This window comes from Caulobacter sp. SL161 (assembly GCF_026672375.1).
GTDB lineage: Bacteria > Pseudomonadota > Alphaproteobacteria > Caulobacterales > Caulobacteraceae > Caulobacter.
Genome location: NZ_JAPPRA010000001.1, coordinates 574274 through 586876 on the forward strand (window position 1 = coordinate 574274; position 12603 = coordinate 586876).

At 67.2% G+C, this 12603-nt stretch carries 14 protein-coding genes; 4 read left to right on the top strand and 10 right to left on the bottom strand.

Features of this window, described 5'->3' with window-relative positions:
- The first annotated feature begins 7 nt into the window (after nt 1-7).
- Nucleotides 8-2830, top strand: coding sequence for a [protein-PII] uridylyltransferase (locus tag OVA11_RS03005; protein WP_268066089.1), 2823 nt, complete (start codon nt 8-10; stop codon nt 2828-2830).
- Here the strand turns inward: OVA11_RS03005 and moaC are convergent.
- Genes moaC through moaA form a run of 5 tightly spaced genes read right to left on the bottom strand, consistent with a single transcriptional unit; the run spans nt 2827 to nt 5592 of the window.
- Entirely contained in the window at nt 2827-3303 is a 477-nt protein-coding gene (gene moaC / locus OVA11_RS03010; RefSeq protein ID WP_268066091.1) for a cyclic pyranopterin monophosphate synthase MoaC, read from the bottom strand. The genes OVA11_RS03005 and moaC overlap by 4 nt on opposite strands.
- Nucleotides 3300-3851, bottom strand: a complete 552-nt coding sequence (gene moaB / locus OVA11_RS03015) for a molybdenum cofactor biosynthesis protein B (RefSeq protein ID WP_268066092.1) — start codon at nt 3849-3851, stop codon at nt 3300-3302. The genes moaC and moaB overlap by 4 nt, the downstream gene beginning before the upstream one ends.
- A complete protein-coding gene (locus OVA11_RS03020; protein ID WP_010917906.1) occupies nt 3852-4304 on the bottom strand; it encodes a molybdenum cofactor biosynthesis protein MoaE in 453 nt (150 codons plus the stop codon). It abuts the gene before it with no gap.
- On the bottom strand, nt 4301-4540 hold the full coding sequence (moaD, locus tag OVA11_RS03025) for a molybdopterin converting factor subunit 1 (protein ID WP_268066094.1): 240 nt from the start codon (nt 4538-4540) through the stop codon (nt 4301-4303). Before moaD ends, OVA11_RS03020 begins: the two co-directional genes overlap by 4 nt.
- A gap of 2 nt (nt 4541-4542) precedes the next feature.
- Complete coding sequence (moaA, locus tag OVA11_RS03030) at nt 4543-5592, bottom strand: GTP 3',8-cyclase MoaA (protein WP_268066095.1); 1050 nt, start codon at nt 5590-5592, stop codon at nt 4543-4545.
- A 30-nt stretch (nt 5593-5622) separates the two neighbouring features.
- Between moaA and OVA11_RS03035 the strand changes: the two genes are divergently transcribed.
- Nucleotides 5623-6255, top strand: a complete 633-nt coding sequence (locus tag OVA11_RS03035) for a nucleotidyltransferase family protein (protein WP_268066096.1) — start codon at nt 5623-5625, stop codon at nt 6253-6255.
- Here OVA11_RS03035 and OVA11_RS03040 read toward each other — a convergent pair.
- The 4 genes from OVA11_RS03040 to OVA11_RS03055 all read right to left on the bottom strand — a co-directional run bounded on the left by OVA11_RS03040 (nt 6252) and on the right by OVA11_RS03055 (nt 9367).
- Nucleotides 6252-6476 carry a hypothetical protein gene (locus OVA11_RS03040; protein ID WP_268066097.1) on the bottom strand — a complete coding sequence of 75 codons (225 nt, stop codon included), beginning with the start codon at nt 6474-6476 and terminating at the stop codon, nt 6252-6254. The genes OVA11_RS03035 and OVA11_RS03040 overlap by 4 nt on opposite strands.
- Nucleotides 6473-6586, bottom strand: coding sequence for a hypothetical protein (locus tag OVA11_RS03045; RefSeq protein ID WP_268066098.1), 114 nt, complete (start codon nt 6584-6586; stop codon nt 6473-6475). Before OVA11_RS03045 ends, OVA11_RS03040 begins: the two co-directional genes overlap by 4 nt.
- 61 nt (nt 6587-6647) lie before the next feature.
- Nucleotides 6648-8840 carry a xanthine dehydrogenase family protein molybdopterin-binding subunit gene (locus OVA11_RS03050; protein ID WP_268066100.1) on the bottom strand — a complete coding sequence of 731 codons (2193 nt, stop codon included), beginning with the start codon at nt 8838-8840 and terminating at the stop codon, nt 6648-6650.
- Entirely contained in the window at nt 8837-9367 is a 531-nt protein-coding gene (locus OVA11_RS03055) for a (2Fe-2S)-binding protein (RefSeq protein WP_012639856.1), read from the bottom strand. Before OVA11_RS03055 ends, OVA11_RS03050 begins: the two co-directional genes overlap by 4 nt.
- Before the next feature lie 182 nt (nt 9368-9549).
- On the opposite strand from OVA11_RS03055, the gene OVA11_RS03060 reads away from it, so the two are divergent.
- Nucleotides 9550-9882, top strand: coding sequence for an MliC family protein (locus tag OVA11_RS03060; RefSeq protein WP_268068883.1), 333 nt, complete (start codon nt 9550-9552; stop codon nt 9880-9882).
- Nucleotides 9883-9898: 16 nt separating this feature from the next.
- Nucleotides 9899-10789 (top strand): NAD(P)-dependent oxidoreductase, encoded by an 891-nt coding sequence (locus OVA11_RS03065; RefSeq protein WP_268066102.1) that lies wholly within the window; start codon nt 9899-9901, stop codon nt 10787-10789.
- A 121-nt stretch (nt 10790-10910) separates the two neighbouring features.
- Here the strand turns inward: OVA11_RS03065 and OVA11_RS03070 are convergent, their stop codons facing one another.
- A complete protein-coding gene (locus tag OVA11_RS03070) occupies nt 10911-12563 on the bottom strand; it encodes an MFS transporter (protein ID WP_268066103.1) in 1653 nt (550 codons plus the stop codon).
- Between the last annotated feature and the right edge of the window lie 40 nt (nt 12564-12603).

Here is a 12603-nt window from a genome sequence, read left to right on the forward strand (position 1 = left end):
AGACAACATGCCCCGTCGCCTTCGCCCCACCCGCCTGGAACACGTCGTCGACGGTCACGCCCTTCGGGCGAGGCTTTCGGCCGCCGCCCTCGACTCGATCGGCAATGAGGCCGAGCAGCGGGCCCGCGCCATCGACATTCTCAAACAGGCTCTGTTTCGCGGTCGGATGATCGCCAAGGAGCGCCTGGAGAACGGGGCCAGCGGCGTCGAGACCAGTCGCCTGCTCAGCGGAGTCACCGACGAGGTGATCACCGCCCTCTACGATTTCACGACCGTGCACGTCTTCCGGGCCCGCAACCCGACGGAGGGCGAACGCCTGTGCCTTCTGGCCGTCGGCGGCTATGGCCGGGGAACCCTGGCGCCGTTCAGCGACATCGATCTTCTGTTCCTGCGTCCCTACAAGCAGACGCCGCACGCCGAGAGCGTGATCGAGTACATGCTGTATGCGCTGTGGGATCTGGGCTTCAAGGTCGGCCACGCCTCGCGGACCATCGAAGAGTGCGTGCGGCTTTCGAAGGAAGACTTCACGATCCGCACCTCAATCCTCGAAGCGCGTCGTCTGACCGGCGACGAGCGTCTGGCCGAGGACCTGAAGAGGCGCTTCCGCGACGAGGTCATGAAGGGCACTGGCGCCCAGTTCGTCGCCGCCAAGCTGAAGGAGCGCGATGACCGCCAGGCTCGCGCCGGCGCCAGCCGCTACATGGTCGAGCCCAACGTCAAGGAAGGGAAGGGGGGTCTGCGCGACCTTCATACCTTGATGTGGATCGCCGAGTATCTGCACCCGGTCGACCGACCCGAGGACGTCTTCAAGATGGAGGTGTTCTCGTCACGAGAGACCAAGGCCTTCATCCGCGCCTTCGACTTTCTGCATGCGGTGCGGGCCCACCTGCATTTCACCACCGGCCGGCCTGAAGAGCGCCTGACCTTCGACCTGCAGCCCGAGATCGCTCGCCGCATGGGCTATGGCGATCGGGGCGATGCGCCGGCGGTCGAGCGTTTCATGCGACGTTATTTCCTGATCGCCAAGGAGGTCGGGACCCTGACCCGCGCCTTCTCGGCCAAGCTGGAGGCCGAGCACTTCAAGAACGAGCCCAAGGGCATCTCGCGTTTCCTCCCGGGCGCGCGCCCCAAGCGCAAGGCGCTCGATGTTGAAGGCTTCTACGAAGATGGCGGCCGCCTGAACATCGAAGGTCAGGAGATCTTCGAGGCCGATCCGGTCAACCTGATCCGTCTGTTCAAGATCGCTGACCAGCGCGACCTTGATCTGCATCCCGACGCCTTTACCGCCGTGACGCGCGCCCTGCCGCTGATCACTTCGCGGGTGCGCCGAGACCCCGACGCCTGTCGGGCGTTCCTGGACTTGCTGGCGCGTGGCAAGCGTAGCTATCGGACCCTGACCCTGATGAACGACGCCGGGGTGCTGGGTCGCTTCATTCCGGAGTTCGGCCGCGTCGTCGCCCAGATGCAGTTCAACATGTACCACTCGTACACGGTGGACGAGCACACCCTGCGGGCGGTCGGCGTCATCGGCGACATCGCCGCTGGGCGCCTGGTGGACGATCACCCCCTGGCGGTGTCGATCATGCCCTTGATCGAGGACCGCGAGGCACTGTTCCTGGCCATGCTGTTGCACGACACCGGCAAGGGCGGCGTGGGCGGCCAGGAGAAGGCCGGCGCGCGCTCGGCTCGCAGCGCCTGCGAGCGTCTGGGCGTCGAGCGCAGCAAGGTCGAGCTGGTCGCCTGGCTGGTCGAGAACCACCTTGTGATGAGTGACTTCGCCCAGAAGCGCGACGTCTCCGATCCTGGCACGGTCGCAGCCTTCGCACGGATCGTCGAGAACCCCGAGCGCCTGCGTCTTCTGCTGGTGATCACCGTCGCCGACATCCGGGCTGTGGGGCCTGGGGTCTGGAACGGCTGGAAAGGCCAGCTGCTACGCGAACTCTACAACGCGACCGAGGCGGTGTTCCGGGGCGGGCGCGGCAGCGACGCCGCCGCCAATGTCCAGCGCCACCAGGAAAGCACGGCCGAAGCCGCGCGGGCGGCGCTGCTCGAGACCGATCCCGCCGCCAAGGGCTGGGTGGCGGCGATGGAGAACGCCTATTTCAGCGCCTTCTCGCAGGATGACCTGTTCCATCATGCCGAACTGGCCCGTCGCGCGGCGATCCAGGGCGGGGCCGCCGCCGAGGGGCAGGTACGTCCGGGAAGCAACGCCGCCGAAGTGGTTATCGCGGCCAAGGATCGTCGCGGTCTGTTCGCCGATCTCGCCCTGGCGATCTCGTCGCTGGGCGGCAATGTGGTCGGCGCACGGGTGTTCACGTCCCGTCAGGGCCAGGCGCTGGACGTCTTCTATGTCCAGGATGTCACGGGCGCGCCGTTCGGCTGTGAGAATCCCCGCGCGCTGCGCCGCCTGGCCGACGCCCTGGAGGCCGCAGGCAAGGGCGACGCCCTGGCCGTCGAGCCTCGCCGGGGCTCCGAGCAGACCCGCGCCGCAGCCTTCGCGATCGCACCGTCGGTCACGATCGACAACGACGCCTCCAATGACGCGACGGTGGTCGAAGCCTCGGGACGCGACCGCCCGGGCCTGCTGCACGCCCTGGCCAAGACCCTGGCCGACAGCGCCTTGTCCATCCAGTCGGCCCATATCGACGGTTATGGCGAGCGGGCGGTCGACGCCTTCTACGTCCAGACGGCCGAGGGCGGGAAGGTCACCGATACGCGCAAGCTCAATGCTCTGAAGGCTGATCTGCTGGCGGCGCTGGAGCAGAACGAAGCCAGCGCCCCGGCGGCGCGCCCAGGCTTGAGACGGGCCCGGGCCAGCGTCGCGCGTTAGGGTTGGTCCGCCTTCCAGTCGCCTGACTTGCCGCCCGTCTTTTCCAGAAGGCGCACGGCCTCGATGACCATGCCTTTCTCGGCGGCCTTGAGCATGTCGTAGATTGTCAAGCAGGCCACAGAGGCAGCCGTCAGCGCTTCCATCTCGACGCCTGTCGGACCGGTGGTCTTGACCCGCGCGGTCACCGCCAAGCCGCTGTCGGTCGCTTCCACGGCGACCTCGACCTTGGACAACGCCAGGGGATGGCAAAGCGGGATCAGGTCGGACGTCTTCTTGGCCGCCATCACACCGGCCAGTTCGGCCACGGCGCGGACGTCGCCCTTGCGGCCCGAGCCCGAGATCGCCAACGCCAGGGTTTCGGGGCTCATGCGCACAAAGCCTGTCGCGACAGCCTCGCGGGCGGTCGCCGGCTTCTCGGAGACATCGACCATGCGCGCGCGCCCCTGGTCGTCGATGTGGGTGAGCTTGCTCAACGTTCCAGCAGCCTCGGCATCAGTTCGACCATGTTGCAGGGCTTGTGACGGCTGTCCAACTGGGCGGCGATGACCTTGTCCCATCCATCCTTCACCGCGCCGTTGCTGCCGGGCAGGCAGAAGACGAAGACGCCGTCGATCAGGCCCGCCGTCGCTCGCGACTGCAGGGTGGAAAGGCCGACCGAGGCGTAGCTGACCAGATGGAAGACGACCGAGAAACCGTCGATCTTCTTGTCGAACAGGGGCTCCAGGGCCTCGACAGTGACGTCACGACCCGTCAAGCCGGTCCCGCCGGTGGTCACGACCGCATCGACCGTCTTGCTGTCGATCCAAGAGCGCACCTGGGCCCGGATCTGCTCGATGTCGTCGCGGACCACCACGCGGCCGCCCAGTTCGTGGCCGGCGGCCTTGATCCGCTCGACCAGGATCTGGCCCGAGGTATCGCTGGCCTCATCGCGGGTGTCGGAGACGGTGAGCACCGCCACGCGGACGGGTGTGAACGGCAGGTCAGGCTTGATCCCGCCGCCAGGCTGGAGCGCTTCGGACATTCAGGCCTCCTGATCCCAGCGTTGCGCGTCGGTCCTATCGCGCGCCGTGGGTTCGATCCAGCGCGGACCCTCGGGGCCATGCTCCTTCTTCCAGAAGGGCGCACGGCTCTTGAGGTAGTCCATCAGGTAGTCGCAGGCCTCGAAGGCTTCGCGGCGATGGGCGGCGGCGGTGGCCACGAACACAATCGCCTCGCCCGGCGCGATGACGCCGACACGATGCACGATGTGGACATCCTGCAGGGCGAAGCGCGTCACCGCGCCTTGAGCGATCTCTGTGATCGCGGCGTCCGTGAAACCGGGATAGGCCTCAAGCTCCAGTGCGCGGGCGGCGCCTTGCTCGGCGCGGGCGAGTCCGATGAAGGTCGCCACCGCGCCCGTCTCTTCACGGCCGGCGCAAAAGGCGGAAACCAGAACGCCGGGCTCGAACGGCTGATCGGTCAGGGTGACGATCATCCGCCGCTCATCGGCGGCAGGAAAGCGACCTCGCTGGCGGCGGACAGAGCCGCCTCGCCACGGACGATGGTCTTGTCGACGGCGACCTGAACGCCTGGCCCGGCCAGCGCCTCGCTAAGAACAGGATCGGCCTGCGAAAGGCTGGCGCGCAAGGTCGAAAGGTCGACCGCCTCGATCTCGCGGTCGCGCCAGCCGGCCTGGTCGGCCAGGCGCCCGAACAGAAGCACCCGCGCCATCCCTAGCCCCCCGTCGTCGACATGTGGCGGGCCACGGCGGGCTGGGCGGCGGCGATCTGGAAGTCGTGGCCCTTGGGCTTGGCCCCGATCGCCAAGTGAATGGCGTCGACGAGTTCGGCGTCGCTGGCGCCCCTGCGGATCACCGCACGCAGATCGCTGGCGTCGTCGCGGCCAAGGCAGGTGTGCAGCGTGCCGGTGCAGGTCAGGCGCACCCGGTTGCAGGTGTCGCAGAAATGGTTGCTCAGCGGGGTGATCAGGCCCAGGCGACCGCCGGTCTCCGCCACGCGGACATAGCGCGCCGGCCCGCCGGTGGAGTCGGGGATATCCGTCAGCGTCCAGAAGGACGACAGATCGCGGCGCACGTCCTGCAAGGATAGGAACTGGTCGGTACGGTCCTGATCAACCTCGCCCAGGGGCATGGTCTCGATCAGGGTGATGTCGCAGCCGCGCCCATGGGCCCACTGGATCAGCGCGGGGATCTCGCCGGCATTGTCATGCTTGAGCGCCACGGCGTTGATCTTGACGGTCATCCCCGCCGCCTGCGCCGCGTCGATCCCGGCGATGACGCGCGTGACGTCGCCGCCCCGGGTCAGGGCGCGGAACAGCGCGGGCTTGAGCGTATCGAGTGAGACATTGATCCGCTTGACGCCATGGCGCGCCAGATCTGAGGCGTAGCGCTCAAGCTGCGATCCATTGGTCGTCAGGGTCAGCTCGTCCAGCGCGCCTGAGCTCAGGTGCCGGGACAGGCGGGCCACCAGATCGATGAAGCCTTTTCGCACCAGCGGCTCGCCACCCGTCAGGCGCAGCTTGCGGACACCCAGGCCAACGAAGGCCGAGGCTAGGCGGTCCAGCTCCTCGAGCGTCAGCACCTCCACCTTGGGCAGAAAGGTCATGTGCTCGGCCATGCAATAGACACAGCGCAGATCGCAGCGATCGGTGACGGAGACCCGCAGATAGGTGACCGCGCGCCCAAAACCGTCGATCAGGGACGGTCCAGTCGTTCGGGGGGTGGTCGAGACCGCTTGCGCGGGACTGTCATCATAGGGCGTCATGTCGAGTTGTTAGAATAGGCGCTGGGACCCATGACGCAAAGAGATACCGGCCGTCTCGACGCCATCGTCCTGGCGGCGGGGCGCGGCGTCCGCTTTGGCGGCGGCAAGCTGACCGCGCTTCTGGACGGCGACCCGCTGGTTGCCGGCGCTCTGCTCGCGGCCTTCCGGGCGCCCGCGCGTCATGTGGTGGTGGCGGTGGGCCCGGAACCGGATGTCCGTCAGGCCGTGGAAGCGACAGCCACGCGCCTGCTGTCCCGTGACCGTCTGGTTCTTGTACCGATCGACGACCCTTCGGCCGGCATGGGCGCGTCGCTGGCGGCGGCCGCCAGAAGCCTCCCAGGCGATACCGACGGCGTTTTCGTCTTTCTGGGCGACATGCCCCGGATCGATCCGGCGACGCCGAGACATCTGGCGACAGCGCTGCGAAATCCCGGTGACATCGTCGCGCCCACCTATCTTGGGCGTCGTGGCCATCCGGTTCTGTTCGGCGCGCGATGGGCGCCTGTCCTCGGCGCGCTATCCGGAGACGAAGGCGCCCGCGCCATCGTCGATAAGGCGGGCGAGAGCCTGGTCCGCGTTCCCGTCGACGATCCTGGCGTGCATCTCGACGTGGACCGGCCCAGCGACCTCGCGCGCGTCCAAACGGATCGCAGAACGCTCTAGTGCTCGGGCCGCTCCGGGGCGTTGATGATGGCCTGGATCTCCTGGATCAGCCGCTCGGCGCCCGCCGTGTCGCCACGCTCTTCCAGCGCCGCCAGACGTGGGATCAACAGGCTGAGCACCCGACGGTAGTCCATGTTCACTCCCGCGAGGGCCTGAACGAACATGGCGATATCTTCCTCGTCGCCGAGCGCATCAGCTTCTGCGTCCGGACCCGCTTTCAAGGCCGAATCTCCCGCCGAGAGCCCTGGTGGGCGCGAGTCCGTTCTCGCCGTGGCGCGTCCCGCCTGACACAGATCCGCTCGCCCAAAGCAACACGCTTACGCTCAACCATTTCCGCAGGATGATCGGAGAATTTCTTCCCGTCCAGCGTGTATCGGTCGAACGCCGGTCGATCAGGCCTCGGATCTTACGAAGGGCAGGCGAGACGTGGCGGCTTTGTTCAGGGCGAACAAGGCGTTAGCCACGGCGGGTGCGATGACCGGCGTGCCGGGCTCGCCGACGCCGCTGGGCGCGTTGCCAGACGGGACGATATGGGTCTCGACCGACGGCGCCTCGTTGATCCGCAGCACGCGGTATCCGTCGAAGTTCGTCTGATCCACCTGACCGTCGGTCAGCGTCACCTCGCCGAACAGGGCGGCCGACAGGCCATAGCAGGTGCCCCCTTCCATCTGCGCGGCGATCTGATCGGGCGAGATGGCCACACCGCAATCGATCGCTGTCACGACACGGCCGACGCGAGGCGCGCCGTTCTCAAGCTTGACCTCGGCGATCTGCGCGACGACCGAGCCGAAGCTCTCATGGACGCCGACACCGCGCGTCCAGCCCGCTGTCGCCTTCGGACCCGCCTTCTCCAGCGCGAGGTTGAGGACCGCCAGGTGACGCTCCGCGCCGGCCTTGGTGTAGATCGCACGACGATACGCCACCGGATCCTTGCCGGCCTTGGCGGCCAGCTGGTCGATGGTGTGCTCCATCACGAAGGCGGTATGGGTCGCGCCCACCGAGCGCCACCACAGCACCGGCACGCCGACATCGGGGAACGCCACCTGGGCGTCGACCACGGGCGTCGCCTTCAGATAGGGCGAGTCGTTGATGCCCTCGAACGCCGAGGAGTCCGGACCCTTGCCCATCGGCATGGGCGCGCCCTTCATGATCGACTGGGTGACGATGCGGTGGCGCCAGGCCGCCGGCAGACCATCCTTGTCCAGCTTGATCTTCAGCGCGTGCAGGACGATCGGTCGGAAGTACCCCGACTGCATGTCGTCTTCGCGCGTCCAGACCAGCTTCACGGGACGGCCCTTGCCGACCTTCTTGGCGATGTGGACGCACTCAACGGCGTAGTCCGACTGGAAGGTGGCGCGGCGACCGAACGAGCCGCCGGCGAACAGGGTTTCGATCTCCACCGAACCTGGCAGACACCCGACGACCTTGGCCACGTTCAGCTGGTCCAGGGTCTGGCCCTGGGATCCGAAGGTCAGCTTGACCTTGTTGCCGTCGACCGCGGCGACACAGTTCATCGGCTCCATCGTCGCGTGGGCGAGATACGGGAACTCGTAGTTCAACTCGACCACGTCGCCGCCCTTGGCCGTTTCCAGCACAGCGGCGTCGCCGCGCTGATCGAAGGGCTCCCATTTCACCGAGGCGTCCTTGCCCGACAGCACGTCGCGATAGCCCTGGATGATCGCCGGGCTGCCGCGCTTTTCGGCCTTCTCCTCATCCCACTCGACCTTCAGGGCCTCGCGGCCCATGCGGGCGGCATAGGTGTTCTGGGCGACGATGGCGATGCCTGTAGGGATCTCGAACACGTCCACGACACCGGCCACCTTCTTGGCCTCGGTCGCGTCGAAGCTCTTCACCTTGCCGCCGAACCTGGGGGCGTGGGCGACCATGGCCGTCAGCATGTCGGGCAGGCGGACATCCTGGGTATAGAGGGCCGTGCCGTCGCTCTTGGCCTGCGAGTCCTTGCGGCGCACACGATCGGAGCCGATCAGCGTGAAGGCCTTGGGATCCTTCAGCTTGGGATCGGTCGGTGGATTGACCTTGGCGGCGTCGTTCAAAAGCTCGCCAAAGGTGGCGGTCTTGCCGGAGGTGTGGGTCAGCACGCTGTCCTTCACCGTGATCTCGCCGACCGGGACGTTCCAGCGGTTGGCGGCCGCTTGGACAAACATCGCCCGAGCGCCGGCGCCGGCCTTGCGCAGCTGGTCCCACGAGTTCGAGATCGCCGACGAGCCGCCGGTCAATTGCGCGCCCATGTTTCCGTTGGCGTAGAGCTTGGCGTTGGCCGGGGCTTGCTCGACCTTCACCTTGCTCCAGTCGGCGTCCAGTTCCTCGGCGACGATGGCCGCCAGGCCCGCGTGATTGCCCTGGCCGAACTCGATGTGCTTGGAGATCACCGTCACCACGCCGTCCGGCGCGATCTTGATGAACGGGCCAAAGGCGCCGACCTCGACCTTGGAGCCGGCGCTCATCAGGTCGGCGGGAGAACACCCGACCAGGAGCGCGCCGCCCACCATCGTAGAGGCGACCACGACGTCGCGACGGCTGGGCTGGATGGCCTTCAGGCCCTTGGGATCGACTGGGGCGTTCATCGGCCGGCTCCCCGGTGCGTCGCGCCCGAGGCGGCGACGATGGCTTCATCGATATCGGCGTGCGCTTCGCCGGTGGGCGGACCGAAATCGGCGGCGTCCTTGATCGCGGCGCGAATGCGTTGGTAGGCGCCGCAGCGACAGATGTTGCCCGCCATGGCCTCGTCGATGTCCTGATCGCTGGGCTTGGGCTTCTGGGCCAGTAGCGCGCAGGCCGACATGATCTGCCCGGACTGGCAGTAGCCGCACTGGGGCACATCGTGCCGCACCCAGGCCTGTTGAACGGGGTGTTGGCCGCCCAGGCCCTCGATCGTCGTCACCTTGGCCGCGCCGACCGCTTCGATCGGGGTGACGCACGACCGGATCGGCTGTCCGTCCATATGCACCGTGCAGGCGCCGCACTGGGCCAATCCGCAGCCGAACTTGGTTCCGGTCATGCCCAGTTCGTCGCGCAACACCCAGAGCAAGGGCGTTTCCGGCGCGGCCTGTACAGAGACCGGCTTGCCGTTGATATCGAGGGTCATGGCCATGCGTCTTCGCCTCCCAACGAAAGACGGGACGCACAGCGCCCCAGGTGAAACCTAACACTGTTCACACATGGCTTGGCCAGCGGGATTTTCAACAGCGGCGCCGGAACCTCAAGGCGCTGAAAAACGCCATCCGCGATCAGCGGGGCGCGACCCGTGACGAAACGGGCTATGCTTGCGACGCGTTGCAGGGAGTTCGCGTCATGCGTCGTATCGTTATTGTCGTCGCCATCGTATCGGCGGCGCTCGCGGGCTGCGCCACGGTCGCGCCGATGGATGCGACCGACGCGCCCATTCGCTACAGCTGCAAGGGCGGCAAGCGCTTCACCGCCGCCTACGCCTTGCACGGCAAGCGCGTCGTCGTCTCCGCCGGCGGCGTCACCAAGACCCTCAAGCTGGCGAGGTCCGCCTCCGGGGCGCGCTATACGGCGGGTCAGGCCGAGATCTGGAGCAAGGGTGACGACGCCGCGCTGACAGGTTTCCCCGGTGGCCCCTATGACGCCTGCCGTTCGCAATAGGTCTTGAGGTTTCGTCTTGGACTCGTTCCCCGCCTTTTTCCCCCTGGCCGGCCGCAAGGTGGTGATCGCCGGGTCCGGCGACGCCGCCGAGGCCAAGGCGCGGCTGTTCGACGGCTCGCCCGCGACGCTGGTTCGCCTGGATGGCCACGCCGCCTATCTGCCAGGGTCCTATAGCGGCGCCGCCTTCGCCTTCATCGCCAGTTCCGACGAGGTCTTCGTGCAGGCTGCCGCCGGCGCGGCGCGCGCGGCGCGGGTCTTGGTCAATGTGGTGGATCGTCCCGAGCTCTGCGACTTCAATACGCCTGCGGTGATCGACCGGGGCCAGGTGGTTGCGGCGGTGGGAACGGGTGGTGGAGCGCCGGTCCTCGCCACCATGCTGCGCAACGACATTGAGGCCCAGGTGCCGGAGGGCACAGGCCGGGTGGCGGCCTTGCTCGCCAAGTTCCAGACCGAGGTCCGCAAGACCTTGCCGGCGTTGCACGAGCGCCGCGCCTTCCTGCGCGATGCGGTGATGGGCGAGGCCGCCGCCGCCGCCCGGGAGGGCGACATGGATCGCGCGGGCCAGCTCTTCCGCGAGGCCTTGGCCAAGGGCGGCGCGCGCAAGGGCGTCGTGCGCTTCATCGCCGGCAAGGGGCCGGCCGACCTGCTCACCCTGCGCGCGCTCCGCGCCCTCGGCTCCGCCGATGTCCTGGTGCTGGACGGCGACGTCGAGCCCGAGGTGCTGAAGATGGCGCGTCGCGACGCCGAGCGGCTGGAAGCGGATAGCGCCGACGCGGGCCACCTGATCCAGCTGGCCCGCGAGGGTCGCCAGATCGTCCGGCTGATCACGCATCCGGTGGATCCGGCCCTGGTGCATGCCCTGACCCAGGCCGAGGTCGCAGTCGAGGTTCTACCCGTCGCGACCTGACCGGGCGCGCTAGAGCCTCGCGCGTCAAAACGGAATCGCTTTGACGCGATAACGAGGCTCTAAATCAAACACTTAGAGCGTGACTTACGCCGAAACCGGTTCCCACTTTCGGCGTCACGCTCTAGTTGAGCGGTCGCTCCTTCGTCTCGGGCAGCAGAAAGAGGGTGGTCAGCACGCTGAGCAACGTGAAGGCGAACGGGTACCAGAGGCCCGCATAGATGTTGCCGACCGCCGCCACGATGGCGAAGGCGAAGAACGGCACGAAGCCGCCCACCCAGCCGGTGCCGATGTGGTAGGGCAGGGACAGGGCCGTATAGCGCACCCGGGTCGGGAACAGTTCGACCAGACAGGCGGCCAGCGGCCCGAACAGGGCGGTGGCGGCGATCACGAAGACGAAGAGCACGCCCAGGATCATCGGCATGTTCATCCGCGCGGGATCGGCCTTGGCGGGATAGCCGGCCTCGGCGAGCGCAGCCTTGATCCGTCCCTCGACCTCGGCCTTCGTCGCCTTGACCTCGTCCTTGCCAAGGCCCGCGGCGCTCTTGGAGACCACTTCGTCGCCGCCGATCCGCATGACCGCGATAGTGCCGGCCGGCGCCGCCTCGTTGGCGTAGGAGACGCCGGCGTTGGCCAGGGTGCTCTTGACGATGTCGCATGAGGTGACGAAGGCGGTCTTGCCCACCGGATCGAACTGCAACGAGCAATCCTTGGGATCGGCGAACACTACGACGGGGGCCTTGGCGCTGGCTTCGGCGAGGGCCGGATTGGCAGCCTTCTCCAGCAGGTGGAAGCCCGGGAAGTAGAACAGCAGCGCCAGGGTCATGCCGCCCAGCATCACCGGCTTGCGGCCCACCTTGTCCGAGAGCCAGCCGAAGACGACGTAGAAGATAGCGCTGATCGCGGTGGCGATCATCATCAGTTCGTTGATCGTCACCGGGTCGACCTTCAGGAACTTCTCCATGAAGGTCTGGACGTAGAAGAAGCTCGTATACCAGACCGCGCCCTGGGCGCACATCATCGAGACGAAGGCCAGGATCACCAGCTTGAGGTTGCTCCACTGACCAAAGGCCTCGGCGTAAGGCGCCTTGGAGGCCTGGCCCTCAGCCTTCATGGCTTCAAAGGTCGGGCTTTCGGTCAGCTTCAGGCGCATCCAGACCGAAATGCCCAACAGGCCGATCGAGACGGCGAACGGAATCCGCCAGCCCCATTCGTCGAAAGCATCGGGTCCGACATACTTGCCCAGCACCCATCGGGTCGCGAGGATGACCAGCAGCGCGCCGAACAGGCCGAAGGCCGCCGAGGTCTGCACCCATGAGGTCGCCCAGCCGCGCTTGTTGGCCGGCGAGTGCTCGGCGACATAGATCGCCGCCCCGCCATACTCGCCGCCCAGGGCGAAGCCTTGCAGACAGCGCAAGATGATCAGCAGGATCGGCGCGATGATCCCGGCCTGCTCGTAGGTGGGCAGGAAGGCGATGGCGAAGGTGGCGCCGCCCATCAGCAGAACCGTGGCCAGGAAGGCGCCCTTGCGACCGTCCTGGTCACCGATCTTGCCGAAGACCAGAGCGCCCAGCGGCCGGAACGCGAAACCGACGCCAAACAGAGCCAGGGCGGCGATATAGCCGGCGGTCTCGTTCAACCCCGCGAAGAAGGTCTTCGAGATCACCTGGGCCAAGCTCCCGAAGATGAAGAAGTCGTACCACTCGAACGCGGTGCCGGCCGAAGACGCCGAGACCACCGTGCGCATTGACGCGCGTTTCTGACCTTCTTCAGCCATCTGGATCCCCCTGATTTTGACCCTGCTTAGCGCGGTTCAG

Bases quoted from the DNA above. Each gene is read 5' to 3' on its own strand.
- OVA11_RS03005 (WP_268066089.1), top strand. From the start codon at position 8: ATGCCCCGTCGCCTTCGCCCCACCCGCCTGGAACACGTCGTCGACGGT.
- moaB (WP_268066092.1), bottom strand. From the start codon at position 3,851: ATGTCCGAAGCGCTCCAGCCTGGCGGCGGGATCAAGCCTGACCTGCCG.
- OVA11_RS03020 (WP_010917906.1), bottom strand. From the start codon at position 4,304: ATGATCGTCACCCTGACCGATCAGCCGTTCGAGCCCGGCGTTCTGGTT.
- moaD (WP_268066094.1), bottom strand. From the start codon at position 4,540: ATGGCGCGGGTGCTTCTGTTCGGGCGCCTGGCCGACCAGGCCGGCTGG.
- moaA (WP_268066095.1), bottom strand. From the start codon at position 5,592: ATGACGCCCTATGATGACAGTCCCGCGCAAGCGGTCTCGACCACCCCC.
- OVA11_RS03035 (WP_268066096.1), top strand. From the start codon at position 5,623: ATGACGCAAAGAGATACCGGCCGTCTCGACGCCATCGTCCTGGCGGCG.
- OVA11_RS03045 (WP_268066098.1), bottom strand. From the start codon at position 6,586: ATGGTTGAGCGTAAGCGTGTTGCTTTGGGCGAGCGGATCTGTGTCAGG.
- OVA11_RS03050 (WP_268066100.1), bottom strand. From the start codon at position 8,840: ATGAACGCCCCAGTCGATCCCAAGGGCCTGAAGGCCATCCAGCCCAGC.
- OVA11_RS03055 (WP_012639856.1), bottom strand. From the start codon at position 9,367: ATGGCCATGACCCTCGATATCAACGGCAAGCCGGTCTCTGTACAGGCC.
- OVA11_RS03070 (WP_268066103.1), bottom strand. From the start codon at position 12,563: ATGGCTGAAGAAGGTCAGAAACGCGCGTCAATGCGCACGGTGGTCTCG.